Source organism: Streptomyces hyderabadensis (genome assembly GCF_020404845.1).
Lineage (GTDB): Bacteria > Actinomycetota > Actinomycetes > Streptomycetales > Streptomycetaceae > Streptomyces > Streptomyces hyderabadensis.
In genome coordinates this window covers 1-24,371 of sequence record NZ_JAIOJZ010000042.1, presented here as the reverse complement: position 1 = coordinate 24,371, position 24,371 = coordinate 1, and the positions used below count along the sequence as shown (strand labels likewise).

Below are 24,371 nucleotides of genomic sequence, written 5' to 3'. Positions count from 1 at the left end.
GATGACGGCGCAATGGGGCCGTCGTCTGATCGGCGCAGCACCGACTAGGGAGAGACGATGCAACCGTTCGCGCTCAACTACGCACGGCCCGCAGTGGAGTTGGAAGCGACGACTCCGTACGTCTACGACTCCGGGCTGCAGTTGAACGTGCTCCTCGACGGGCGGGTGGCCGCCTGCGACCACGCGCTGCTGAGAGAACTGGGGACCACGACCTCCACCGCGGGGTCGAAGACTCACTTCGACGACTGAACACGGGTCGTCGAGAATGACCGTGTTGATCCTGACCAGTGAAGAGGACGTCACCGCCGACATGGTGGTGGTGCACCTGAACGCGTCGGGAGTGCCGGTGGTCCGCATGGATCCCGCCGACCTGACCGACTCCGTCGCGCTCTCCGGCGAGTTCGTGCACGGTTCCTTCCGGGGCCATCTGTCCTCGGGGGGCCGCCTGGTGAGCATCGGCGGGCTGCGGTCCGTCTGGGTGCGCAGGCCGGGCGGCGCGGCCACGCGGGCCGCGGAGCCGTCCGCGTGGCTGACCGAGGAGGCCGGCCAGGCGCTGTACGGCATGCTGCGCGGTTCGGGGGCCCGCTGGATGAACCAGCCGGACGCCGCGCACCGGGCCAGGTACAAGCCCTGGCAGCTCCGTCTCGCCCAGCGCTGCGGCCTGCCGGTGCCGGCGACGCTGATCACGACGTTCCCGCGGGCCGCCCGCGAGTTCGCCGAGCGCTACCCGGATCTGGTGGTCAAGCCCGTCTCGGGCGCCCATCCGCAGGATCCGCCCCTGGCGGTGCCGACCAGCAGGGTTCCGCCCGAGGCCGATTTCTCCGCCGTCGCGCACGGCCCGACGCTGCTGCAACGCCGGGTCGCCAAGCGTGCCGACATCCGGCTGACCGCCGTGGGGGACACGCTGCTGGCCGCCCGCAAGACGGCACTCGCGAGCCTGGACCCCGACGAGGTGGACGTCCGTTTCACCGCCTCGGGCGAGCCGTGGCGGCCCGCCGAGGTGCCGTCGCGGGTGGCCGAGCAGGTCCGCGCCTACCTCCGGGCGGCGGGACTGGCCTACGGCGCCCTCGACTTCGCCGAGGACGGCGACGGCACCTGGTGGTTCCTGGAGTGCAACCAGTCGGGGCAGTTCGGCTTCGTCGAGGTGGACACGGGTCAGCCGATCGCCCGCACCATCGCCGAGTGGCTGGCCCGGCCCGGCGCCGCGGACCCGGTGGACGCGGGCGGCCCCGGCGCGGCGGCGGCCGGGTGAGGTCCGGTGCGCCCGTCAGTGCGGGCGCGGGCCGGGCAGCAGCGCGGTGCGCTGCCAGCCGGTGCCCGGGGACGGCCGGCGCTCGGCGCCCGGCAGGTGCCCGGGGGCGCCCAACGGACGCATGACCACCTCCAGTTCCCTGCTCACGCGCTCGGCGTCCCGCCGCACCTGCTCGGGGACGTCACCGCGTTCGGCGACGAGTCGGTCGTAGATGGGGGAATCCTGGAACACCCGTCAACGTGCCTTTCGTGTCGTCCGCCTCCGTCCGGAGGCGCGACTGAGCAGTCTAGGCGCCCGTTCACGTGGTGGTGCGCATTCCGCCAGGATGTGAACGGCCGCTCAGGCGCCGGTCGTGGAGCCGGGCCGCACGATCATGAGGACGGTCACCGTGGCCCACAGCAGGTTGAACAGACCGGTGAACATGGCGAGCCGGACCGTGCGGTCCCGCTCGACGGGCTTCCCGTCGGCCAGTTGGTCGAGGAGTTCCTCCTGGCGGGGCAGGACGAAGGCGGCCAGGAGCCCGGCGGCGACCGCGGTGAGGGTGACGGACGCGGTCAGCCAGGCGTCCCCCAGGACCCCCATGGCGACGGCGGTGGCGAAGCCGAGGACCGGCACCGCGATGCCGAGACCGGCGTACACCCGGCAGATGCGGTGCAGCAGCCGGACGGTGCGCACGTCCCCGGCGCCCGCCCCGCCGCCGTCCCCGGCCCCTCCCCCGACGGGCTCGGGCACCGGCACCCGGCGGACGGCGGCCGGGAACATGCTGGCCGCGACGGTGACGGGCCCGACGGCGACGATCGCCGCCAGGACGTGGAGGGACAGCAGGAACTTGGTCATCGTTCGGGGCTCCGGGAGGCGGGATCGTTCGGCGTGCGGTGCTGGAAGGCAACGCTAGGAACCCGGCGAGTGATCGCACAGAGGCGGAAACGACAGCTTCCGACGGGTTCTCGCCAGGGCCCCCACCCGGCACGACCTGCGGCGCGCCGTTCCCGGTGCCCCGGGTGTCACACGGCCAGCGACAGGCCGCTCTCCCCGTTCGCCTCGGCCGGACGCGCCGGTGGCGCCGTCCGCCCCTTGGCGAGCAGCAGCGCGTCCGCCTTCGCCACCGCGTCATGGACGCTGGTGGTCGCCATCATCACGCACAGTGTGTAGCTGACGTCCGCCAGCTCCCGTGCGGTCGTCTGCCGCGGCCTCTCCGCCTGATCGATCCGCAGCGACGCGTACCGCGTCAGCAGCTCCCTGACGGCCTTCGGGTCCGGTTCCAGCACGAAACGCCCCTCTCTCGGTTGTGGCTGCGTATGCCCCGACCCTGCCGAAGCATTCGCACCACGGGCGTCCCGGCTCGCTGTTGACCGGATTCCGACTCCGCCGCGCGGGCGTCGTTCACCGCTGCGCCCACTCCCGTTCCACCACCTCCCGAAAGCCGTGCGGCGGACGGCCGGTGATGCGCTGGACGGTGTCGGTGGTGCGGTCCTCGGCCCCCTGGGCGATCGCACGGTCCAGGTCGGCCAGCAGCGCCGCGAAGTCGGGCGGCACCACGCCCGTGAGGCGGGCGGCCAACTCCTCGGGGGTCACCCCGCGGTGGACGACCGGCCTGCCGGCCACCCGGGTGAGGACGGCGGCGACCTCGTCGTGATCGAGGGCCTCGGGACCGGTGAGGACCAGGTCGGTGCCGGGGGCGTGGTCGTCGGTGAGGGCGTGCACGGCGACGGCGGCGATGTCGTCGGCGTCGACGAAGGCCACCCGGCCGCGCCCGGCGGCGGTCCGGATGATGCCGTCCCGGCGGATGCCGACGGCATGGGCGTGGTCGCCGGTGAAATTCTGCATGAACCAGGAGGGCCGGAGCACCGCCCACTGGTCGAACAGGCCGGGCAGTTCCCGGTGCACGGCGCCCACCGCCGGGCCGCCCTCGGGAACGGCGGAGGAGCTGAGCAGCACGGCGCGGTCCACACCGGCGGCACGGGCGCGGCGCAGGAAGGGGAGCATGACCGCGGCCGGGTCCGGGTCGCCCACGGGCGGGACGAGGTAGACCCGGTCCACTCCGTCGAGGGCCGCGTCGTGGGTGCCGGCGTCGTACCAGTCGAAGCGGACCGGCTCCGCGCCCGGCACCGGGGCCGCGCGCCGTCCGGCGGCCTTCACCGGGTGGCCGGCGGCGACCAGCCGGGCGACGGTACGGCTGCCGGTCGTGCCGGTGGCGCCGACGACCAGCGTCGTGCCGGTGCCGGTCATCGGGTGCTCCCGGCGAATTCGGCACCGGGTTCCAGCAGCACCAGCGGGTTCCAGTAGTCGCGGTAGGACGTGAACCGGCCGTTCTCGGCGGTCACCACGGCGATGTACGTCATGTCGAAGGGGGCGCCCGTGCGCACCAGTCGGCCCACGCCGCGCATCTCCACCACGACGGTGCGCGCGTCGGTCGTCTCGTGAATGCGCACTTCGGGGAAGTCGTGCAGGTCGATGTGGTCGGGGTAGGACCGCATGTAGGCGGCGACGGCCTCCCGCCCCGCCAGCCGCCGGGGCCGCCCCTCGGGGGCGAAGGGGAATTCCATGACCCCGTCGTCGGCCCACAGGCCGACCCAGGCGTCGATGTCCTTGTCCAGCAGCAGACGCAGTCCGTGCCGGAACAGTTCCGGCACGGCGGCGGGGCCTGCGGGGGTGCCGGGCGTACCGGCCGGGGTGGGCGTGGGCATGGGTGTGCTCCTCTTGGTCGCGCCGTCGTGGCGTCGTTGTCGCATAGAATGCGGACCAGCGGTCCGCTTCAAACAATACGGACCGACGGTCCGCTTTGCAACGCGCGCCGCCCCGTGACCCGAGGAGACCCTGTGACCGAGCGCAAGCCCCGCAAGGACGCGGCCCGCAACCGGGCGGCCGTCCTCGCCGCCGCCGACGCCCTGTTCACCGACTGCGAGAGCCCCGAGGACGTCACCATGGCCGATGTCGCGGCGGCGGCCGGGGTCGGCAAGGGCACCCTCTTCCGGGCCTTCGGCGACCGGGTCGGACTGGTCAAGGCCCTGTACGAGGCCCGGCTGGAGCCGATCGAACGGGCCGTGGAGACGGGACCGCCGCCGCTGGGCCCCGGAGCCGAGCCGCAGCGCCGGGTGAGCGCCCTGCTCGACGCCCTGCTGTGCTTCAAGCTCGACAACCGGGGCCTGGCGCTGGCGCTGGAGGCCACCGGGCAGGACAGTCCCTACGGCGCCCGGCACTACGAGCACTGGCACGCCCTGCTCCGCACGGTGCTGGAGGAGGTACCCGGCCTCGGCGACGAGGAGTTCGCCGCCCACGCGCTGCTCGCCGCCGTACGCGCCGACCTCGTCGAGCACCTGGCCGGCCGGTCGGGCGTGCCCCGCGAACGGATGCGCGCCCAACTCGCCGACTACACCGCCCGGGTCCTCGGCACCGCTCCCGCACGGACCTGAGGTCCGGACGGCGGGGCGGGTGCCCACGGCGGCCGCGGAGCGAGTGCGCCGCGCTCAGGCCACCTGGCCGCTGTGGAGTGCGGTGTACGCCCCTCCCCCGGCCAGCAGTTCCTCGTGCGTGCCGATCTCCTGGATACGGCCGTCACCCATCACCACGATCCGGTCCGCGCCCCGCACGGTGGACAGCCGGTGCGCCACGACGAACGTGGTGCGCCCGCGCAGCAGCCGGGCCAGCGCCTGCTGGACGAGCGCCTCCGAGCGGGTGTCCAGTGCCGAGGTGGCCTCGTCGAGGATCAGCACCCGGGGGTCCCGGATCAGGGCGCGGGCGATGGCCAGGCGCTGGCGCTGCCCGCCGGACAGCCGCGCCCCGTGCTCCCCGACCAGGGTGTCCAGGCCGTGCGGCAGCCGGTCGACGAACTCCAGCGCGTTGGCGTCGCGCAGAGCGCCGCGCACGGTCTCCTCGTCGGCGTCGTCCATGCCGTAGGCGACGTTCTCCCGGATCGTGCCGTCGAACAGGATCGACTCCTGCGGCACCACCGAGACGAAGCGCCGGTACGTGCGCAGGTCGAGGGTGTTCATGTCGACGCCGTCCAGCAGCAGCCGGCCGGAGGTCGGCCGCAGGAAGCCGATCACCAGGTTGAGCACGGTGGACTTGCCGGCACCGGACGCGCCCACCAGGGCGATGGTCTCGCCCGGTGCGACGGAGAGGGTGAAGTCGGCGACCGCGGGCCGCCCGTCGTGCTCGTAGAGGTGCTCGACGGCCTCGAAGGTGACGGCTCCGCGCAGCGAGGTCAGCTCCGTCTTGCCCTCGTTGTCCTCCAGTTCGGGGGCCTGCAGCACCTCGCCGACCGAACGGACGGACTCCAGGCCCTTGGTGATGACGGGGGCCAGGCCCGCCAGCGTCGTCGTGGAGTTGGTGAGGGTGGTCAGGAAGGCGCTGAGCATGACGACGTCGCCGGCGGTGACGCCCCAGACGTCGTAGTACGAGATCAGCGCGGCGCCCGCCAGTACCAGGACGCCGACCACGTTGAGCACGACCCAGGACAGCGAGCCGAAGCGGCCGTTGACCAGGTCCAGACGCATCCCGGAGGTGAGCAGCCGGTCCAGGGTGCCGTCCATGCGGCGCAGCGCCTTGCGCTCCAGGCCGTGGGCGCGGGTGACCGGGATGAGCCGGGTCATCTCCGTGACCCGCGAGGACAGGGCCTCCACCTCGTGGCGGAAGTGCTCGTTGTGGGTGCGCAGCCGGGCCCGGAGCCGGGCCACGAGCAGGGAGGCGGCGGGGACGACGACGAGGAAGACGGGCAGGAACTCCGGGGTGCGCACGGCGATGATGACGAGGCCGCCGGTGAGCACGGTGAACGCGCCGAGCCCGGTCTCGGCGGTCTGCTGCACCATCTGCTCCACCGTCTCCACGTCCCGGACCACCTTGGCCTGCAGCACGCCCGCGCTGACCCGCGAGTGGTAGCCGATGGAGAGCTGCTGCATGCGCGTGCACAGCGCGGACCGCAGCGCGGTGCCCATGCGGCGCACGCTGCCGTAGAGCAGGCGCACGTACCACAGGTGCAGCGGGTAGTTGACCACCAGGATGAACATGATGATCCCGGTGCTGGTCCACAGGTCCTCGACCGGGCCGTGCTGCACGACGGTGTCGATGATGGCGGCGGTGATCAGGGGCAGCAGCCAGACGGGGCTGTGCTTGACGGTGAAGACGACGACCGCGCCGGCCAGTCGGCGGCGGTCGGCGCGGAACAGGTAGACGAGGGTGCGTATCGGGTGTTCGCCCCGGTAGCGATGATCGAGCGGCTTTTCCATCGACGACGCCATCGGCGTGGTCCTCCTGGTGACCGAGTGGGGCAAGCGCTTGCTTCCCGCGCTTTCCTACCCGGTCGGACCGGTGTACGCCACACCGTCCCGCGCCTTGGAAGGGAGACCCGCGCCTTCTCCCCCGTGGAGGGCGCGGGTCCCGGTCTGCGGGGCTCGGTCGCCCGGAGTGCGGGCTCGGCCTGCGGAGGCGGGCCGGTCTCCGAGGGCGGGTCAGTCTCCGAGGGTGCGGGCGAGTTCGCTGCTGGCGCGGCTGATCTCGGTGTCGTCCTCGGCCAGCAGTCGCTCCAGGCCGTCCCGCCGGGCGCGGACGGCCTGCCGGGCCGCCCGCTCCCAGGCCACCGGGTTCTCCCGGTGGTTGAGCAGCTTGGGGTAGGCGGTGGCGGTGGTCTCCCACTGCCGGGCGTCGGCGATGTTCTTGAGCAGCTGGATGATCTGGGCCCGGCAGCTCACCTGGGGCCGCTGCGCCAGCTCCCACAGGAAGGGGACGGTCGCGGCGGTCGCCTGCTCGACGACGAACCCGTACTGGCAGATGCGCCTGCGCAGGTCTCCGAGGGCGGCGCGGGCGGTCTCCGCGTCGCCCCGGGCGACCTTGCGCAGCAGCCGGGGAATGGCCGCCGCCGAGCCGGTGGAGTCCTGGATGTCGCTCCAGGGCACGCCGTCGAGACCGGCGAGCAGGGTGGTGGTGCGGGGCGAGCCGGGCGACGCATGACGGTCGGTGCGCTGGATGCTCGGCTCGGGTGTCGGAGCGCTGCGCATGGTGTGGGGCCCTTCCGCGGCAGTCGGGTCAGGTGAGGGGGCGGGTCGACAGCGTGGCCCAGACCGTCTTGCCCGCCGGAGGGCGCGGGGTCCAGCCCCACTCCTCGGCCAGGGCGTCGACGATGCACAGGCCGCGTCCGTGCTCCCGGAGAGCGGAGCCGTCGGACGGGTTGAACACCGGTGCGTCGTCCCCGGGGTCGGAGACGGTCAGCGTCAGACCGCCGGGGCCCAGGGCCAGTCCGAGCCTGACCTCCGGCGGGCCGGCCGCCGCCGACGGCACCGCGTGCGTCACGGCGTTGGAGATCAGCTCGGTGATCACGAGGGCCGCGTCGTCCCCGCGGTGGTCGAGGGACCACCCGCGCAGGGTGTCCCGGGTGAAGACCCGGGCCCGCGCGAACCCCTCCCCGCTGCACGCGACGCGCAGCGCGGCGGCGGCCGGGCGGCCGCCGAGGGCGGGACGCCCGGTGTACGGGAGCCCTCCGGAGCGCCTCGTCGCGCCTGGCTCCGGCACGGATTCACCGGGCGGCCGGAGCGTTGAATGCGCAGGTGACGGCACGGCATCTCCCTGATGCGACGTCAGGACGGGGCCTCAACCGGGGGGTTGACGCCACGGCTATTATCCACGCTTAGAGCGCTCGCGTGCAATTGCACGAGAAATTGCGCGAAAAAAATCGGATGGGGGCGCTCGGGGACCGGCACGACTCGGTCCGCTCCCCCGAACAGCAAGGAGACCGCGGTGCCACCAGTGCGCAACGGAGTGCAGGCCAGCCTGTTGGACGCCTGCTGGAAGAAGAGTCGGCACAGCAACGCCGAGGGCAACTGCGTCGAGGTCGCCCTCGTGGACGGAGGCATCGCGATGCGCAACTCCCGCGACCCCGACGGCCCCGCGCTGGTCTACACCCCGGCGGAGGTGGCCGCGTTCCTGGCCGGGGCCAAGGAGGGCGAGTTCGACCACCTGCTGTAGACCGGGGCGGCGCGGTGGGCCTCAAACGGAGCCCAACTACCCGATTTCTACGGGCGGATGCGGCGGGCGCCGATGGGATGAGATAGTCTTTCCTTCAAGTCTGCCGGTCTGCTGGGAGTCAGGATGTCCGCCGCGTCGCCTCGCATCTCCCGTCTCGAACCCTATCTGGACCGGTCCGAGCCGGCTCCCACTCTGCTGAAGATGCTCGTCGGCGTACAGCTGGCGGGCTTCCGCGAGGACGCCGGCCTCTCCCAGGACCAGGCGGCACGCGCGCTGGGCTTCAGCGCCGCGAAGCTCTCGCGCATCGAGTCGGGCAAGGGCCGCAGGCCCCCGGCCGAGAAGGACGTCCGCGCCCTGCTGGAGCGGTACGGCACCGATCCCTACGAGGCCTCGGTGCTGCTCAAACTGTTGCAGCGCGCGGGCGAACCGGGCTGGTGGCAGCGGTACGACAAGCGTCTGATGCCCGAGTGGTTCGAGCGCCTGGTCGGCCTCCAGGAGGCCGCGGCGACCATCCGTACCTTCGAGATCCAGTACGTCCCCGGCCTGCTGCAGACCGAGGCCTACACGAAGGCCGTGGTCGAGCGCGGCCTGCCGAACGCCTCCGCGGCGGAGGTCCGGCGCCGCGTCGAACTGCGCAAGCACCGGGCGGCGTTGCTGGAGCGCGGGGACGCGCCGCAGCTGTGGGCGATCATCGACGAGTCCGTCCTGCTGCGCGTGCTGGGCAGCCGCGAGGTCATGCGCGAGCAGCTCGAACACCTGGTCGTGATGGCGAAGCGGCCCCATGTGACGCTGCAGATCGTGCCGCTGGACGTGACGAACGCGTCGGCGCCGGCGATCCCGGTCACCTACCTGCGTTTCGGCGGCGCCGATCTGCCGGACGTGGTCTACCTGGAGCACATCGGGAGCGCCAACTTCCTCGAGGACCAGGACGAGACCGAGCAGTACCGGGTCGTGCTGGACCGGCTGGCGGACGAGGCACTGACGCCGCGCGCGTCACTGGAGCGGCTGCGCGAGACGATGGCGATGCGCTACCCGTCCGCCTAGGGGTCAGCGCAGTCGGCCCAGTCCGCCGAACTCGATCCACTCGTCGGTGAGCTGTCGCGGCGCCACCTCGGAGTCCGGGCGCCAGGTGGAGACCTCGACGAGGCCCGGCTCCAGGATCTCCATGCCCTCGAAGAGGTCCTCGACGTCCTTGGGCTCACGCACCCGGCCCCAGTGCCCCTGCGTCGCCTGGTCCATGAAGTCCGTGACGAACTTCCGCACCTCGGGGTCCTCGCTGACCAGCTGGCACATCACGGCGAAACTCCCGGGCGCCAGCCGCTCGCTCACCCGGCGGACGACCGCCTTGGGCCCGTCGGTGTCACTGTCCGGGATGCAGTGGAACACCGAGTTGAACAGGACGGCGACCGGCTGCGAGAAGTCGATCAGCCGCTGGGTGTCCGGGTGGGAGAAGATCTCCTCGGTGGCACGCATGTCGGCGTGGATGACGGCGGTCTGGTCGTTCTGGTCGAGCAGTGCCCGGCCGTGGACCAGCACCATCGGGTCGTTGTCGACGTAGACCACGCGGGACTCGGGGGCGACGCGCTGGGCGACCTGGTGGACGTTGTCCTGCGTGGGCAGGCCGGAGCCGTGGTCCAGGAACTGGCGGATGCCGTAGTCCTCGGCGAGCACGCGGACGACCCGCTGGAGGAAGCGCCGGTTGTTCAGCGCCAGCCGGCGTGTACTGGGGACGACCTTGTCGAGTTCGCCCACGGCCGCGCGGTCGGCCGCGTAGTTGTCCTTGCCGCCCAGGTAGAAGTCGTACATACGCGCCGCCGTCGGCACGTTGGCGTCGATCTCCGTGGACAGCTGCTTGTCGGCTTGCATCGTTCCCCCAGCTCCGTACCGGCGCCAACTGGACTGGCATGACAGACAGTACATCCTAAAGACCTAGTGGTCAGCCAAACCAGAGGCCGGATCAAGTGGCCGTCAAACCTCTTGTCACCAAGCTCAGTTGACGGCCACTCGATCGGGTCAGCCGCGCCCGGCCAGGTACGCGTCCACTCCGGGCGCCTCGTGGGCCTCCTCCACGCCGACCAGGCCGCCGACCGCCTTGGCGTCGGGCTTCAGCACGTACGTGGACCGGCTGGCCGGCGCGGTCACGAGGGTGAAGTCCTGCGGGGTGCCCAGACCGGTGTCGGCGTTCTTCTGCGAACGGTGCGCCTTGACCACGTCCTGCCGGGTGAGGCTGCCGCCCTCGCAGGCCTTCTTCAGGTCGGCGCCGGTCAGCTGGGCGGCGTTGTACCCGGAGAGCACACCGGAGTCGACGGGCTCGCCCGGGTACGCCTTCTGGTAGGAGGCGACCATCTTCTTGACGCCCGGCAGGTCGGAGCTGACCGCCGGTGCGGCGCTGACGACGTGGACCATGGCTTCCAGCGCCGGCGCCGCGGGCGTCTTCAGCAGCTGCGGCGCGTAGCCGGGCGCGCTGCTGACGATCGGCACCTTGAGGCCGCGGGCGGCGGCCACCCCGGCCAGGGAGGCGGTCTGGGCGGGACCCGCGCTGATCAGGATCGCCTTCGCCCCGGCCTTGCTCAGCGCGGACACCTGGGCGGTCAGGTCGGTGTCCGTGGCCTTGATCTTCTGCCCGGCGACCTTCATGCCCGCCTGTTCGGCGGCCCACTCGGAGCCCTCCAGCGCGTTGGCGCCGTAGTCGCCCTCGAAGTAGACGTGGCCGATCGTGTCGCCCTTGGCGATCTTCTTGGTACGGGTGAGGAAGTCGACGGCGGCGATCATGTCGAGGTCGTAGGTGGTGCCGAGGACCTGGACGGAGTCCCGGCCGAGCAGGCTGGCCGCCCATGCCTGCGGGAAGGTCAGCATGTGGTCCCGCTCGATGTCGTCGAGCAGGGCGGCGACCACCGGGGAGCCGATGACCTGCGGCAGGGCGACGACGTCCGGGGCGATGTCGGCGTAGGCGGTGACCGCCTTCTGCACGTCGTAGCCGTGGTCCTTGACGACGATCTCCACCTCGCGTCCGCAGATGCCGCCCGCGGCGTTGGTCTCGTCGGCCCACATCTGCTGGGCCTGCACGATGCTCTTGCCGAGGGTGGCGTAGGGGCCGGTGAGGTCCGTCAGTGCGCCGAGTCTGATGGTCTTCTCGGTGACTCCGGGGCCGGACTTGACGCCGTCGGCGGCGTCGTCGGTGCTCCCGCCGTCGGCCTTGGAGCTGCAGGCGGTGCCCGCGAGCAGCACGGCGGCCAGTGCCGCGGCCAGGGCGGCGGTCCGGGCGGTGCGGGGCCTGGGGTGCGTGACGTTCACGGGGTGTGCTCCTTGGCTCGTGCGGTGGTGTCGGAAGCGGCGGATGCGGCAGCGGCGGCGGGGACCGGCCCCGTGCCGGGAGGTTGGGGCGCGGACGGCCGGCGGCGCAGCCGGGCCCGGGTGCGGCGGGCCAGCCCGTGCAGGCCGTCGGGGGCGTAGAGGAGGATCACCACGATCGCCGCGCCGTAGAGGTAGCGGGACGCCTCGGTCGGGCCGATCGAGCCGTCGCCGGACCCGGGCGCCGCCACCAGGGGCAGCTGGTCGGCGTAGCGGGTCATCAGCAGGGGCAGCGCGGTGACGAAGACGGCTCCGGCGGTGGCTCCGGCGACCGAGCCGAGGCCGCCGATGACGATCATGGCGAGGTAGTCGACGGAGAGGGCGAGGGAGAAGTAGTCGGGCACCACGCGGCGGAAGGAGAGCGCGAGCAGGACGCCGGCGAGGCCCGCGTACATCGACGAGACGACGAACGCGGTCGAGCGGTACCTGGCCACGTGCACGCCCATCACGGACGCCGCGGTCTCGCTGTCGCGCAGCGCCACCAGGGCCCGTCCGGGACGGCCGCGCAGCAGTCCGCGCGCGGTGAACCAGGTGACGGCGAACAGGGCGAGGCCCAGGTACCAGAGCCGTTCCTCGACGCCGAACGGCACGCCCAGGACGGTGAGTTCCGGATCGGACTCGGCGAAGGTGAAGCCGCCCAGCTCCAGCGGCGGCACCGAGCGGCCGTTGAAGCCGCCGGTGACGGAGTCCGCGGTGAGCAGGACGTGGTGGCCGAGGAAGACCAGGGCGAGGGTGGCGACGCCGAGGTAGATGCCCTTCACGCGTCCGGCGACGGGGCTGAACAGCCCGCCCGCCGCCCCGGCGAGCAGGACGGCGAGGACGGCGGCGACGGCGGGCGGCAGCCCGGGGCCCGGCTCGCCGGCCAGCCAGACGTAGCCGTAGGCGCCGACGGCGAGGAAGAAGGCGTGCCCGAGGGAGAGCTGCCCGGCGGTGCCGCTGAGCAGGCCGAGCCCGACGGCGCCGATGGCCGCGGCCATGGAGAACAGTCCGATGCGCAGCCAGAAGGCGTCCAGGTAGAACGGCAGGGCGCACAGGAGCAGGGCGGTCAGCAGGAGCGGGCCGCGCTTGAGCAGGTGGGGTCGCAGGTCAGACACGGGCCGCTCCCTTCGCCGCGAAGAGTCCGGCGGGGCGCACCAGCAGGACGAGCACCATCACGGCGTACGGCGCGACGTCGCCGAAGCCCTCGCCCAGGACGTGCAGGTCGGACTGGTATCCGGCGACGAACGCCTCGGTGAGGCCGATCAGCATGCTGCCGACCAGGGCGCCGACGGGTGAGGTCATGCCGCCGAGGATGGCGGCCGGGAAGGCCTTCAGCGCGATCTGCCCGGTGGTGCGTTCCAGGCCGGGCGCCGGGAAGGCGACCAGGAAGACGGCGGCGAGTGCGGCCAGCGCGCCGGCCAGGCACCAGGCGGCGGTGCGTACGCGGGTGAGCCGTACGCCCATGAGGGCGGCGGCCTCGCGGTCCTCCGCCGCCGCGCGCAGCGACAGGCCCCAGGGCGTGAACCGGAAGAGGGCGAAGGCGCCGCCGATGGCGACGGCGGACACCAGGATCGCGGCGATGCGGCTGTCGGCCACGGTCACCGGGCCGAGGTCGGTCACGGCGGAGCCCCAGGGGTCGCCGAGCGGCAGCAGGTCGCCGCCGATGCGCCGGGCGAGGTCGGTGACCAGGACGATGTCGATGCCGATGGTGACGATGGTCTGGACGTGGGCGGCGTGCGGGTCGGTGCCGCCGACACGTTGCAGCACCAGCCGGTCCAGCGCCCCGGCCACGGCCGCCGTCACCAGGACCGCCACGGCCAGCGCCCCGGCGAAGTCGATGTCGTCGTGGAGGACGGCGACGAGGTATCCGCCGAGCAGCAGCAGTGAGCCGTGGGTGAAGCTCAGGACGCCGGAGGCCTTGAAGATGGTGACGAAGCCGAGGGCGATCAGGGCGTACACGGAGCCCAGGGCCAGCCCGTTGAGGAGACTGTCGAGGAAGCCGGTCATGCCGCGTCCTCCCCCGTGGTGGTGCCGAGGTAGGCGCGCAGCACCTCGGGATCGCGCCGGACCTCGTCGGGGGTGCCGTGGGCGATGGCCCGGCCGAAGTCGAGGACGGTGACCTCGTCGGCGAGCCGCATGACCAGGCCCATGTCGTGCTCGACCAGCACGACGGAGAGGCCGAGTTCGGCGCGGATCTCCCGGACCACCTCGGTCATGCGGATGCGTTCGGCGGCGTTCATGCCGGCCACGGGTTCGTCGAGCAGCAGGACACGGGGCTCCAGACACAGGGCGCGGGCGAGTTCGACGCGCTTGCGGTCGCCGTACGACAGCAGCGCGACGGGTGCGTCGAAGTGGGCGCCGAGGCCGGTGAGTTCGGCGATCTCGCGGGCCTTGGCGAGGTGGGCGCGCTGTTCGCGCACGGCGCGCGGCAGCCGCAGGGCGCTGGCGGCGAAACCGGCGTGGGACAGCGCGTGCCGGCCGAGCATCAGGTTGTCGGCGACGGTGCCCTGGGTGGTGACGATGTTCTGGAAGGTGCGGGCGACGCCCAGGGCGGCGATCCGGTGCGGGGCGAGCCGGGTCAGTTCGGCGGCGCCCAGCCGCACGGAACCGGCGGTCGGGCGGTACAGGCCGGACAGGACGTTGAAGCAGGTGGACTTGCCGGCGCCGTTGGGGCCGATGACGGCGTGCACCGTGCCGGGGGCGACGGTGAAGGAGACGTCGTCGAGGGCGAGGAGACCGGCGAAGCGCACGGTGACGCCCGCTACGTCGAGGGCGGGCGGTGCGGCGGCGGGGGCGGTCACGCGGCCCCCTTGCCGTCGGCGGCGTCGGTGGTCTCGCCCAGGTACAGGCGGCGTACGGCGTCCGTGCGCGCGAGGTCGGCGGCGTCGCCGGAGAGCCGGATCTCGCCGACCTCCAGGACGTGGGCGTGCTGGGCGAGGGAGAGCGCCATGCCGGCGTTCTGCTCGACCAGGAGGACCGCGGTGCCCTGGGCGTTGATCTCGCGGACGACCTCGGCGATGCGGTCGACCATCATCGGGGCCAGGCCGAGCGAGGGTTCGTCGAGAAGGAGCAGGCGCGGGGCGGCCATCAGGGCGCGGCCGATGGCCAGCATCTGCTGCTCGCCGCCGGACAGCAGCCCGGCGGCCTGGCGGGTGCGCTCGGCGAGTCGCGGGAACAGGGTGAAGACGCGCTCCCTGGCCTCGCGGACCTGGGCGGGGGCCCGCCGGTTGAGGCCGAGCCCGCCGGCCCGCAGGTTCTCGTCGACGGTGAGTCCGGCGAACACCCGCCTGCCCTCGGGCACCTGGACGACCCCGGCGCGTACGGCGGCGACCGGGTCCCGGCCGTCCAGGACCGCGTCGCCGTAGCGGACCCGGCCGGCCGTGATCGCGCCGCGGTGCAGGCGCAGGGTGCCCGAGACGGCCCGCAGCAGCGTCGTCTTGCCGGCGCCGTTGGCTCCGAGCAGGGCGACGACGGCGCCGTGCGGGACGGTCAGGGACACGGAGCGGAGGGCGGACAGTGCGCGCCCGTACGTCACGTCGAGGCTCTCGACGTGCAGCGCGGGCGCGCCGTCCGGTGGTGCTGCGGGCATCGCGGCTCCTTGGTACCGGGCCGGTGGGGCACGGTGACGGGTGACGGGGGCAGCTCACGACAGCACGTACGCCGGGGGCCGTACAGGGTGGTCGGGCAGGGACGCTGCGGTGTCCCAGTCCGGCGGCGGTGAGTCTGTGCGGATGCCCAGGAGGACGGCGCCGGACCGGCTCCCGGGCGTCCGCCTCGCGGAGCGCCGGGTTCCCACCCGGCCCCCGCGCCCCGTTCGTCCCACCGGCATCCGGGAATCACCGACTCCGGCACGGAACGTCGCCGCACGGCGCCCGGCAACGTCGCCCCCGGGACACAGACGATCCCCGGCCCCGGGCAGCCGGAACCCAGGACGGGAGGAGACGGCAGGGCAGCGCTGTCCCGCCCGACAAGGGCCTCGCCGCCCTCGCACATCACCCGCCCACACGCCACGCGCCGGACTCGGCGCCCAGCCCGCCCGCGACAAGGCCGAGTCGTCAGGGCCGAGCCGCACCCGACGACACAACGGCGCAGGGGCGACACGGGGCTGCGTCGAGGTCATACGGTGGCAGGCCACCGCCCCCGGCACCCGTGCACACGGCGCCCCGCACTCCCCCAGGCACCACCGCGCCCGCGCAGACACCGACCCGCGGCTCCCCACCCACCACGCCCGGATCAGCCGGACGGGACCCGCCCGGCCAGTCAGAGCCGAGCCATACCCGACGACGCAGCCGGGCGCGGCCCCGCCGCCGGGAAAGGCGAGGCCACACCGTGGCCGGCCACTGACCCCCGGGTCCGCACGGACACGGCCCCGCGCGCCCCCGCCCGGATCAGCCGGACAGGACCCGTCGGGCCGTCAGGGCCAGGCTGATTTCGACCACGTCGGCCGGGCGGGCGAGGGAGCGGCCGGTGAGCTGTTCGCAGCGGCGCAGGCGGTTGAGGACCGTGTTGCGATGGCAGTACAGGCGCTCACCGGCGCGCTGGGCCGAACCGTCGCAGTCGAGCCACGTGGTGAGGGTGTCGAGCAGCACCTCGCGGTCGGCGGGCTCCAGGCGGAGCAGCGGGCCGAGCACCTTCTCGGCGAGGGCCCGGCCCAGCTCGGGGCTGGAGACGACGAGGGCGGCGGGGAGCTGGTCGGCCAGTCGCACGGTGCCGCCCGTCACGGGGCAGATGGCCAGCGCGGTGTCCGCGAGCCCGCGGGCGTCGCCGACGGCGGCGAGTCCGTCGACCGGGCTGCCGACCCCGATCCGGAGCCCCGGGACGGGGACGGGGGGCTCGCTCCCGGGCTCGTGCGGGTCCGGGAGCCCCTCGCCGGCGCCGACCAGGACGATGCCGTAGTCGGCCTCCGCCCCGGCGTGCCAGTGGACGCGGCTCCCGGCCGGTACGGCGGCGGCGCGGGCGGCCGCGGACCGGCCCGGCGGCCCGCCGGTGACGGCGACGACGACGTACCGGCCCTGTTCCGGGAGGCCGAGGGCCCGGGCGGCCTCGGGCAGGTCGGCGATGCGGCCGGTGCCGTCGAGCAGGCCGGCCGCCAGCAGCCGGGCCCGGTTCTCGCGGCGCCGGCCGAGCTGCCACTCGGTCTGCCGGTAGGCGTCCGCGACGAGGGTGCAGTGCTCGTCGACGAAGTTCCACACGTCGGCGGCCACGTGCACGAGGAGCCGTACGTCCTCCGGGGCGGCCCGGGAGGTCTCCTCGACCAGCCGCTGCCACACCAGCGAGCCGCCCAGGCGGAAGGCGTGCAGCAGGGCGTCCAGGGGGAGCCCCTGCTCGGCGCGGGCGGCGCCGATCCGCCAGGTGCAGCGGCGGGCCGCGTCCCGGGCGCCGCGCGGGTCGAGCAGCGAGGCCACACTGTGCCGCAGGGAACGGTGGGCCTCCTGCCAGGTGGCGGTGGGGTCCTTCGCGAGGGCGGCCCGGTAGGCGGGCTCCTGCTCCCGCAGCAGGGCCGTCAGCCGGTCGGTCAGGTCGGGAAGGTCGTCGAGCAGGGCGCGGGCGGCCCGGTGCAGGACCCGCAGGGCGTCGGCGTCGATCAACGACGTGACGCCGGGTGTCCGCGGGCGTGGAACGGGCGTCAGCCCGGTGCGGATCGCTGCTCGTGACCGTACGGCGTGCTGCATCGCGGTCCTCCCCGGGGCAGGGCTTGTGGAGGCGCCGCGCCGCGGCGGGCCGTCCCGCCGCGCCGGGCCTGCCCCCTGACTCGTCCTGCCCCGAAGGATGGCATACCGTCCGGTCGGTCCCTAGTGTTGTGCACCGGTCTTTTCATGCTGTTCGACCCGCCGGGCCGCCCGGGCCCCCAGCGCCTCCTGCGTCTCCTGGGCCTGTTCGGCCTGTCCCACCACGCGGGCCAGCTCCAGGCGGGACCGTACGCCGAGCGCGGCGAAGACCTTGCGCAGGTGGTAGTCGACGGTGCGGGTGCTCACGCCCAGGGCCAGCGCCACCTCCCGGTTGGTGGCACCCTCGGCGACGTGCCGCGCGATGCGCAGTTGCTGCGGGGTCAGGCGGCCGAGCAGGGTCGGCGCCGCGGTGCCGGTGCCCGGCGGGGCCGCCCCGAGGGCGCGCAGTTCGTCGCGTGCCTGTGCGGCCCAGACACCGGCTCCGCAGCGCTCGAAGCCGGCCAGCGCGGCACCGAGCCGGCCGCGGGCCTCGCGCGGTCTGCGTCGCCGCCGCAGCCACTTGCCGTACAGCAGCGCGGTGCGGGCCCGTTCGAAGTCGCCGCCCGCCTCGGCGTGCCGGTCGAGGGCGCGGCGGTAGAGGTCGTCCGCCTGCTCGGCAGGGGCGAGGAGGGCGTGGCAGCGGGCCAGTTGGGCGGCGGCCTGCGGGTCGGCGCCGAACGCCGCCCAGCCCGCGAACTCCGTGAGGACCGCACGGGCGTCCTCGTGGCGTCCGGCGAGCACCGCGGCCTCCACGAAGCAGGGCACGGCCAGCCGCCACACCGCGAAGTGGCCCCGTCCGGGCCCGGGCAGGACCAGGAGTCCGAGCCGGTCGGCGGCGTCGAAGGGACGCCCCCGGCCGAGGTCGGCGCGGGCCGCCGCCCACTGGGCAAGGGTGGCCGCCTGGGCCAGTCCGTGCCGAAGTGCGGTGTCCAGCGCGGCCGTGACGTGCCGGGCGACGACGTCCGGTTCCTCCTCGATCGACGCGGCCAGCGCCAGCACCGCCCGGTGGTGGGCCGCCGTGTTGCGCTGCCCCGCCCGCAGTGCGGTGCGCAGCCCCTCCTCCGCGTGGGTGCGGGCCTGCGGGTGCCGGCCGGCCCGCAGTTCGGCGTAGGCGAGGTACTCCAGTGCCTGCGGCACCAGCGCCTCCGACCCGAGCTGCCGCGCGGCGGCCAGGGCGCGGGCTCCGCCGCTGCGGGCGGCCGCCACGTCCCCGAGCAGCAGCGCGGCCGCCGCCGACCTCAGCAGCGCCTCCGGCCGCACCTCGGTCCTGCCCCGCTCGACCACCTGCCGGAGCGGGGCCCCGGCCCGGTCCAGCCGTCCTTCGAGCAGCGCCCGCATGCCGATCCGGTGGTCGCGTACGACGGCGGCCGGGTGCGACGCGGGAGCGCTTGTGCCGGCGGGCCCGTCGCTCCCGTGCGCCGGGTTCCCGGCCCGGGGCGGCGGGTCGGGGGCCAGCGTGGCCAGGCACGCCGGCAGGTCGCCCGCCGCCCAGACCGCGTCGGCGGCGGCCAGTGCGGCGGCCGCGGCGTCGGCGGGCGCGTCCACGGCGAGCAGGGACGCGGCCAGCAGCAGGGACTGGTGGGCGTCGCCGACCGGGCCGTCCCGCAGTTCGGCGACGCCGCGCACCAGTTCGGCCCGCCCCCGCACGGCGGCGGGGAGGGCGCGGTCACGGGCCGCGGCGAGCAGCGGGCGGGCCCGTTCGGGGCACCCGGCGAGCAGGGCCTGCTCGGCCGCGGCGGTGTACCGTTCGGCCCGCCGGGCACCGTCGGCCGTCAGCTCGGCGGCACGGGCGTAGGCGGTGGCGCGCAGCCGGTGCGAGGCGGGCACCGCACCGTCGGCCGCCACCGCCGCGAGCCGGTCCGCGGTCACCGCCGCGTGCCGGTCCGCCGACGTGGAAGCGGGCTCCGGGCCGCCCAGGGACCACGAGTGGTGCAGCAGCCCGGTGAGCCGGTCGCCCCCGCTCTCCCGCACGTCGGCCAGCGCGCGGTGCACGGTACGGCGCCGCTCCGGGTCGGCGGTGGCGTGCACCGTACGCCGGACCAGCGGGCTGCGGAAGCGGATCCGGTCGCCGGCCAGCACGAGTTGCCCGGGCAGCGGTTCCGCACGGGGGTCGGGTTCCGGGGCCGGCCGCAGGCGCCGCAGCGCGTCGTGGACCAGGCCGGCATCGACGTCCGCGCCGTCCGCGGCCTCTCCGGCCGCCGCCACCGTCAGCAGCAGGTCCCGTGCGTGGGCGGACTGGCCGTTCGGCGCGCCGCCCGCGGCCTCGGCGAGGGCCGTCGCGTCGGCCAGCGGACGCGGCAGCGGCCGGTGGCCGCGCAGTTCGGCGGGTGACAGCCGGCGTACGAGGGCGACGAGGAGGGCCGGGTTCCCCTCCGCCTCGGCCAGGAGCTGCTCGCGGACGGCCGGGGCGGCGGCGCCGTCGGTCAGGTCGTCGAGCAGGGCGGCGGCCCTCGGCGGGCTCAGCGGGTCCAGGAGGACCACGGGCAGCGGGGCGAACTCCGGGGCGACCGCGCGGTCCGAGGCGACGGAGAGCAGCAGGCCGACCCGGTCGGCGCTGTGCAGGCGCCGCGCCGCGCGGCCGAGCGCGGTCCGGGCCGGCGCGTCCCACAGGTGGGCGTCGTCCGCACAGACCAGCACGGGCGCCGCGGCGGCCGCCGTGCGCAGGGTGTCCAGCAGGTGCCCGACGCTGCCGCGCGTGCGTGCGTCGGGGCGGAGGTGGAGTACCGGACCGGCCCGGAAGGAGCGGGCGGCCCACTGGAGCAGGGTGGTGCGGCCGAGCCCGGGCTCACCGGCCAGCAGGAGTTGGCCGCCATGGGTGGGCAGCGCGTCCAACAGCGCGCGCAGCGCCTTGCGTTGGTCGCTCTGGCCGTGGACTCGCACGGCCGAGCGTACGGTCGTCTCTGCGGTCATGCCGCGGAGGTTACGCGCGCGTAACCCGGGGCGGAAGCCATCGGTCCGCCGGCGCCCGCCCGGGTATCGGCGCTGTCACCTGCGGCTGTGTCCCGGGCAGGCGGCGCGGGCCCTGTGCCGGCGCCCAACCGGGCCGGGTCCCGGTCGTGCGCCGGCACAGTGAACCGGTGTCAGGAGCCGTGCGGGCAGTTGCCCCGGTACTCCTCGATCGTCAGGCTCGGCCGGGGCAGCGGGCACAGGAACTGCTCGTAGCGGGTGTCGTTGTCGATGAACCGCTTGAGCCAGGAGACGCTGTACTTCGCGATCGTCGTGTTCGACGTGTTGGGCGAGAAGTGGGTCGCGGCGTTCAGCTCCAAATAGGCCCGGTCGGTCGCGGAGGGCAGGCTGGAGTAGAACGGCTCGGCGTGCGAGGCCACCGGGGCGATGGTGTCGCCGTCGGCCCCCACGATCAGCGTCGGGGTGCTGACCTCGGGCCAGCTCTTGTCCAGGTTCCAGGGGGTGAGGGGGATCGCCGCCTGCAGCGACGGCCGGGACTTGGCGGCCTCCAGGGTGCCGCCGCCGCCCATGGAGTGGCCCATGACGCCGAGGCGGCTGCTGTCGATCCGGCCGCGGACGGAGCTGCGCTCGGTGAGGTAGTCCAGGGCGGCCAGCAGTTGCCGGCCGCGTGAGTCGGGCTGGTCCAGCGTGGTGTTGGTGTCGATGGTGAAGACGACGAAGCCCTGGGAGGCCAGCCGCGGTCCGAGCCAGGCCATGGAGGACTGGTACGCGGTGAAGCCGGGCGCGATCGCGACGGCGCCGAACGTGCCGTCGCTCGTGCTGGTCGGGTAGTAGATGGTGCCGCCGCCGAAGCCGGTGACCGCGAGCGAGGAGACGCTGGTGTCGGCCACCGCGTAGGGGCCGCGCAGCGCCTCGATGCTCGACTCGGTGGGCGCCGGACCGCGCTCGTACGGGTTGTCGGCGGCCTGGGCGTTCGGGCTGCTGAGGGTGGCGAGCGCGACGACGGCGGCCACGGCGGCCGTCAGACCGGCGAGTCGCCGACGGGTGCCGGGGAAGGGGGTGGCGGACCCGGGGGCGGCGTGGGTGTGGGGGTTCTGCTGCACGAGGGGTGGTCCTCTCGGTCGTGGCGGGCGGCCGGCCGGTGGTCGCACACGGCCCGGAACGCGTGGGGTCGCGCTCCGGGACATCCACCGGGCGGGCCTCGCCGATGTGTTGGCGGTGCCACTGTCGAGCGGCGGGAGGGGCGCGGGGATCGGCAGAATCACCGGTCTCGTACGACGCCGGGGGCACGGGCCCTGGGCGGAGCGCCGGATTCGGGACCGCGGCACCCGCGCGAGACGGGACGCGAGGCCGACCTGGCCCGGGGCACGGCCAGGAGACTCCACGGCGGAACGACGGACCCGGCGCAGCGTCCGGGACCAGGCAGCCCCGCCCGCGACGCCTGAACACGGGCCCGCGCAATCCCTCCGAAGGCTCGGGGCCCGCCTCCGGTCCCTCTCGAGCGCCCGGCCCCGAGCCGCCGGGGAACCCTCTCCCGGTCGGAGTGCCACCGATCCGCCGGAACGCCGACGGCAGGCAGCCCGCCTCACCACACAGGGCACGCGCCCGACGCCGGGGCACGGGCACGCGCCACTCCTTCGACGACGCGGAAGCCCACCCCGGTCCCTGCCGAGCGCCCGCCCCACCCCGGTCCCCGGCTCCCGAGCCGCCGGGGAACCCGCCCCCGGCCGGGGTGCCACCGATCCGCCGGGCCGCCCTCCAGGCCTGCCGGCTCCGCTGCCGGACGACGCCCCGGCCCTGTCCGGACCCCCGCCGATGTGACACGCTCGGCGTCGGCCGGGCTGTCGCGCGCCGGTCGTCGTGGAGGATCGTCGGCGGGCCCCATCGGGTCGGCACCGTGGAGAGGTGACGGGATGCGCATCGGACTGCTGGGCACCGGACCCTGGGCGGACATGGCGCACGCCCCCGCCCTGGCCGGGCACGGCGAGCTGGACTTCGTGGGCGTGTGGGGACGCCGCCCGGACGCGGCCAAGGAGTTGGCGGAGCGGCACGGCACTCGGGCCTACGACGACGTCGACGCGCTGCTGGCCGACGTGGAGGCCGTCGCCGTCGCCCTGCCCCCGGCGGTGCAGGCCGATCTGGCGGTGCGCGCGGCGCGGGCCGGGCGCCAGCTGCTGCTCGACAAGCCGCTCGCGACGACGGTGGCGCAGGGTCGGGCCGTGGCGGAGGCGGTGCGGGCGGCGGGCGTCGCCTCGGTGGTCTTCTTCACCGCCCGGTTCCAGCCCGAGACGGAGGCGTGGATCACCGAGCAGGCCGCGGGCGACGGCTGGTTCACGGCACGGGCGCAGTGGCTGGGCGCGGTGTTCGGGGGCGGCGACAGTCCGTTCGCCGCCTCGCCGTGGCGGCGGGAGAAGGGCGCCCTGTGGGACGTGGGGCCGCACGCCCTGTCCGTGCTGCTGCCGGTCCTCGGAGACGCCGTGCGCGTGTCGGCCGCCGCGCCGGGGCCCGGGGACACCGTCCATCTGGTCCTCGACCACACGGGCGGGGCCTCCAGCACGCTCACGCTCAGCCTGACGGCGCCGCCCGCCGCGGCGGGCGCCACGGTGGAGCTGCGCGGGCGGTCCGGGGTGACGCTGCTCCCGGAGACCACGGAAGGTCCGGTGCCCGCGCTGCGGCGGGCCGCGGACGCCCTGATCTCCGCGGCCGGTGGCGGGCGCCCGCATCCGTGCGACGCCGCGTTCGGCCTGCGGGTCACCGAGATCCTCGCCGAGGCCGAGGACGTACTGACACGCTGACCCATTGACGCATTGACGCATTGACGCACTGACCGGCCGGGACGTGTCGCGGGGCGGCCGGTCCCGCTGCTTAAGCGCGCCTTAAAAGCCGCTTAAACGTTTCCCGCACGACGTCGCGCACCCCAAGTCCCAGCTGGGGCAACGGTTTTGGAGCAGGACGCGGAGGGTTGGCCCGGCCGGCCGTGGTGCGTACCATCGCCGCACGCCTGAGAGCGCTCTCAGACCTTGTCCGGCCCCGATCACTGGAGACCCCCCACATGACTCCTCGTCACCAGCGCCCGCTCGCCCGCCGCAAGCTGCTCGTCGCCCTCGGCGGAGCGGTGGTGGCCGCGCCGGTCGCCGCCGCCGTCGCCCCGCACGCCCTCGCGGGCGTCGGCTCGGACGCCCCCGCCGCCGAGGCCGCCGACGCCCTGCCGCTGACCGTCGTCAACGACACCGGCTCCTTCGGCAACGCCGACGTGCACGTCTACATCGTCGGCAACGTGGACGGCCGCCAGGTGCGGGTCACCCCCGACGGCACCGTCGCCCCCGTGGCCCTCTCCGACAACGGCGCGGACGGCTACACCGACTACGCGATCGGCCTCGCCGGCAGCGGCGAGACCAGGCTGAACCTGCCCCGCCTCTCCGGCCGGATCTACGTGTCCCTGGGCGAGAAGCTGAAGTTCAAGGTCGTCGCGGACGGCGCGGGGAACGCCGCCCTGCAGTACCCGGCGGGCTGGGTCGAGTCCGACCCGAACTACGGGGTGCTGCACGACTGCGCGGAGTTCACCTTCAACTCCGCCGGGATGTTCTGCAACACCACCATGGTCGACATGTTCAGCGTGCCGCTCGCCCTCCGCCTGACCGGGGCCCAGGACCAGACCACCGGCACCATACGTCCGGGCGGCCGGGCGGCCGTCTTCGACGCGGTCCGCAAGGTCGAGGAGTTCGCGCCGCTGGCCGTGGACGACACCCGGGTGATCGCCCCCGGCCACGGGCTGGACGCCGGGCTGTTCCCCAAGGACTACCTCGCCCCGTACATCGACGAGGTGTGGAGCACCTACACCGGCAAGGACCTGAGGATCACCACCAACGCCGGGACCTTCACCGGCCGGGTGCGCGGGGACCGGCTGACCTTCGACGGACCCGCCCAGGTGTCCTTCGCCAAGCCGTCCACCCGGGACGTGCTCTTCTGCGACGGCAACCTCGCCGCCCCCAACGACGGCACGACCGGTCCCGTCGCCGCGGTCCTCGGCGCGGGCTTCAACCGGTCCACGCTCGTCTCCTCCGCCGACCAGCCCACGACCGACCCGGCGGCGTTCTACGGGACCGCGCTGACCAACCACTACTCCAAGGCGGTGCACGCGGCCACCGAGGACGGCAGGGCGTACGGCTTCGCCTTCGACGACGTGGCCGACTTCGCCTCCTACATCCAGGACACGG

24 protein-coding genes are annotated in these 24,371 nt (G+C 74.4%); 7 read left to right on the top strand and 17 right to left on the bottom strand.

Annotation, left to right across the window (positions count from 1 at the left end; genetic code table 11):
* The first annotated feature begins 57 nt into the window (after positions 1-57).
* Together tgmA and tgmB are read left to right on the top strand one after the other, a co-directional pair.
* The gene (tgmA, locus tag K7854_RS27130; RefSeq protein WP_003978169.1) at positions 58-249 is read left to right on the top strand and encodes a putative ATP-grasp-modified RiPP; all 192 of its coding nucleotides are present in this window, start codon (positions 58-60) and stop codon (positions 247-249) included.
* 16 nt (positions 250-265) lie between these two features.
* Positions 266-1,252: an ATP-grasp ribosomal peptide maturase gene (gene tgmB / locus K7854_RS27125; protein WP_226029170.1), complete on the top strand. Its 987-nt coding sequence runs from the start codon at positions 266-268 to the stop codon at positions 1,250-1,252.
* A 15-nt stretch (positions 1,253-1,267) separates the two neighbouring features.
* Here tgmB and K7854_RS27120 read toward each other — a convergent pair whose 3' ends face one another.
* The 5 genes from K7854_RS27120 to K7854_RS27100 form a co-directional block, all read right to left on the bottom strand.
* Positions 1,268-1,483: a hypothetical protein gene (locus K7854_RS27120; protein ID WP_226029169.1), complete on the bottom strand. Its 216-nt coding sequence runs from the start codon at positions 1,481-1,483 to the stop codon at positions 1,268-1,270.
* Positions 1,484-1,591: 108 nt separating this feature from the next.
* Positions 1,592-2,089: a hypothetical protein gene (locus K7854_RS27115; RefSeq protein WP_226029168.1), complete on the bottom strand. Its 498-nt coding sequence runs from the start codon at positions 2,087-2,089 to the stop codon at positions 1,592-1,594.
* A 167-nt stretch (positions 2,090-2,256) separates the two neighbouring features.
* Positions 2,257-2,520 (bottom strand): DUF5133 domain-containing protein, encoded by a 264-nt coding sequence (locus K7854_RS27110; protein WP_226029167.1) that lies wholly within the window; start codon positions 2,518-2,520, stop codon positions 2,257-2,259.
* 115 nt (positions 2,521-2,635) lie between these two features.
* Positions 2,636-3,481, bottom strand: coding sequence for an NAD(P)H-binding protein (locus tag K7854_RS27105; protein ID WP_226029166.1), 846 nt, complete (start codon positions 3,479-3,481; stop codon positions 2,636-2,638).
* Positions 3,478-3,939, bottom strand: a complete 462-nt coding sequence (locus tag K7854_RS27100) for a nuclear transport factor 2 family protein (RefSeq protein ID WP_226029165.1) — start codon at positions 3,937-3,939, stop codon at positions 3,478-3,480. Before K7854_RS27100 ends, K7854_RS27105 begins: the two co-directional genes overlap by 4 nt.
* Before the next feature lie 132 nt (positions 3,940-4,071).
* Between K7854_RS27100 and K7854_RS27095 the strand changes: the two genes are divergently transcribed.
* Positions 4,072-4,665, top strand: a complete 594-nt coding sequence (locus K7854_RS27095; protein WP_226029164.1) for a TetR family transcriptional regulator — start codon at positions 4,072-4,074, stop codon at positions 4,663-4,665.
* Between the two features lie 54 nt (positions 4,666-4,719).
* Here the strand turns inward: K7854_RS27095 and K7854_RS27090 are convergent, their stop codons facing one another.
* The 3 genes from K7854_RS27090 to K7854_RS27080 all read right to left on the bottom strand — a co-directional run bounded on the left by K7854_RS27090 (position 4,720) and on the right by K7854_RS27080 (position 7,801).
* On the bottom strand, positions 4,720-6,489 hold the full coding sequence (locus tag K7854_RS27090) for an ABC transporter ATP-binding protein (RefSeq protein ID WP_226029163.1): 1,770 nt from the start codon (positions 6,487-6,489) through the stop codon (positions 4,720-4,722).
* A gap of 210 nt (positions 6,490-6,699) precedes the next feature.
* The gene (locus K7854_RS27085) at positions 6,700-7,245 is read right to left on the bottom strand and encodes a hypothetical protein (protein WP_226029162.1); all 546 of its coding nucleotides are present in this window, start codon (positions 7,243-7,245) and stop codon (positions 6,700-6,702) included.
* A gap of 28 nt (positions 7,246-7,273) precedes the next feature.
* Entirely contained in the window at positions 7,274-7,801 is a 528-nt protein-coding gene (locus K7854_RS27080; protein ID WP_226029161.1) for an ATP-binding protein, read from the bottom strand.
* A 180-nt stretch (positions 7,802-7,981) separates the two neighbouring features.
* Between K7854_RS27080 and K7854_RS27075 the strand changes: the two genes are divergently transcribed.
* Entirely contained in the window at positions 7,982-8,209 is a 228-nt protein-coding gene (locus K7854_RS27075; RefSeq protein ID WP_055421265.1) for a DUF397 domain-containing protein, read from the top strand.
* A gap of 123 nt (positions 8,210-8,332) precedes the next feature.
* Positions 8,333-9,253: a helix-turn-helix domain-containing protein gene (locus K7854_RS27070; RefSeq protein WP_226029160.1), complete on the top strand. Its 921-nt coding sequence runs from the start codon at positions 8,333-8,335 to the stop codon at positions 9,251-9,253.
* A 3-nt stretch (positions 9,254-9,256) separates the two neighbouring features.
* Here K7854_RS27070 and K7854_RS27065 read toward each other — a convergent pair whose 3' ends face one another.
* The 9 genes from K7854_RS27065 to bdeA form a co-directional block, all read right to left on the bottom strand.
* The gene (locus tag K7854_RS27065) at positions 9,257-10,075 is read right to left on the bottom strand and encodes an SAM-dependent methyltransferase (protein WP_226029159.1); all 819 of its coding nucleotides are present in this window, start codon (positions 10,073-10,075) and stop codon (positions 9,257-9,259) included.
* A gap of 147 nt (positions 10,076-10,222) precedes the next feature.
* A complete protein-coding gene (locus K7854_RS27060) occupies positions 10,223-11,503 on the bottom strand; it encodes an ABC transporter substrate-binding protein (protein ID WP_226029158.1) in 1,281 nt (426 codons plus the stop codon).
* Positions 11,500-12,654 (bottom strand): branched-chain amino acid ABC transporter permease, encoded by a 1,155-nt coding sequence (locus K7854_RS27055; protein WP_226029157.1) that lies wholly within the window; start codon positions 12,652-12,654, stop codon positions 11,500-11,502. The genes K7854_RS27060 and K7854_RS27055 overlap by 4 nt, the downstream gene beginning before the upstream one ends.
* Complete coding sequence (locus K7854_RS27050) at positions 12,647-13,546, bottom strand: branched-chain amino acid ABC transporter permease (RefSeq protein ID WP_226029156.1); 900 nt, start codon at positions 13,544-13,546, stop codon at positions 12,647-12,649. Before K7854_RS27050 ends, K7854_RS27055 begins: the two co-directional genes overlap by 8 nt.
* Positions 13,543-14,340, bottom strand: coding sequence for an ABC transporter ATP-binding protein (locus K7854_RS27045; RefSeq protein WP_226029155.1), 798 nt, complete (start codon positions 14,338-14,340; stop codon positions 13,543-13,545). The genes K7854_RS27050 and K7854_RS27045 overlap by 4 nt, the downstream gene beginning before the upstream one ends.
* Positions 14,337-15,128, bottom strand: a complete 792-nt coding sequence (locus tag K7854_RS27040) for an ABC transporter ATP-binding protein (protein WP_226029154.1) — start codon at positions 15,126-15,128, stop codon at positions 14,337-14,339. Before K7854_RS27040 ends, K7854_RS27045 begins: the two co-directional genes overlap by 4 nt.
* A 799-nt stretch (positions 15,129-15,927) precedes the next feature.
* Positions 15,928-17,211, bottom strand: coding sequence for a PucR family transcriptional regulator (locus tag K7854_RS27035; RefSeq protein WP_226029153.1), 1,284 nt, complete (start codon positions 17,209-17,211; stop codon positions 15,928-15,930).
* 120 nt (positions 17,212-17,331) lie between these two features.
* Positions 17,332-20,157 carry a helix-turn-helix domain-containing protein gene (locus K7854_RS27030; RefSeq protein WP_226029152.1) on the bottom strand — a complete coding sequence of 942 codons (2,826 nt, stop codon included), beginning with the start codon at positions 20,155-20,157 and terminating at the stop codon, positions 17,332-17,334.
* A 170-nt stretch (positions 20,158-20,327) separates the two neighbouring features.
* Positions 20,328-21,257 (bottom strand): bis(hydroxyethyl) terephthalate hydrolase, encoded by a 930-nt coding sequence (gene bdeA, locus K7854_RS27025; RefSeq protein WP_226029151.1) that lies wholly within the window; start codon positions 21,255-21,257, stop codon positions 20,328-20,330.
* A gap of 810 nt (positions 21,258-22,067) precedes the next feature.
* Between bdeA and K7854_RS27020 the strand changes: the two genes are divergently transcribed.
* Together K7854_RS27020 and K7854_RS27015 are read left to right on the top strand one after the other, a co-directional pair.
* Positions 22,068-22,949: a Gfo/Idh/MocA family protein gene (locus tag K7854_RS27020; protein ID WP_226029150.1), complete on the top strand. Its 882-nt coding sequence runs from the start codon at positions 22,068-22,070 to the stop codon at positions 22,947-22,949.
* Positions 22,950-23,206: 257 nt separating this feature from the next.
* Positions 23,207-24,371 (top strand): beta-1,3-glucanase family protein (locus K7854_RS27015; RefSeq protein ID WP_226029149.1); only part of this gene is annotated, 1,165 nt, incomplete at its 3' end.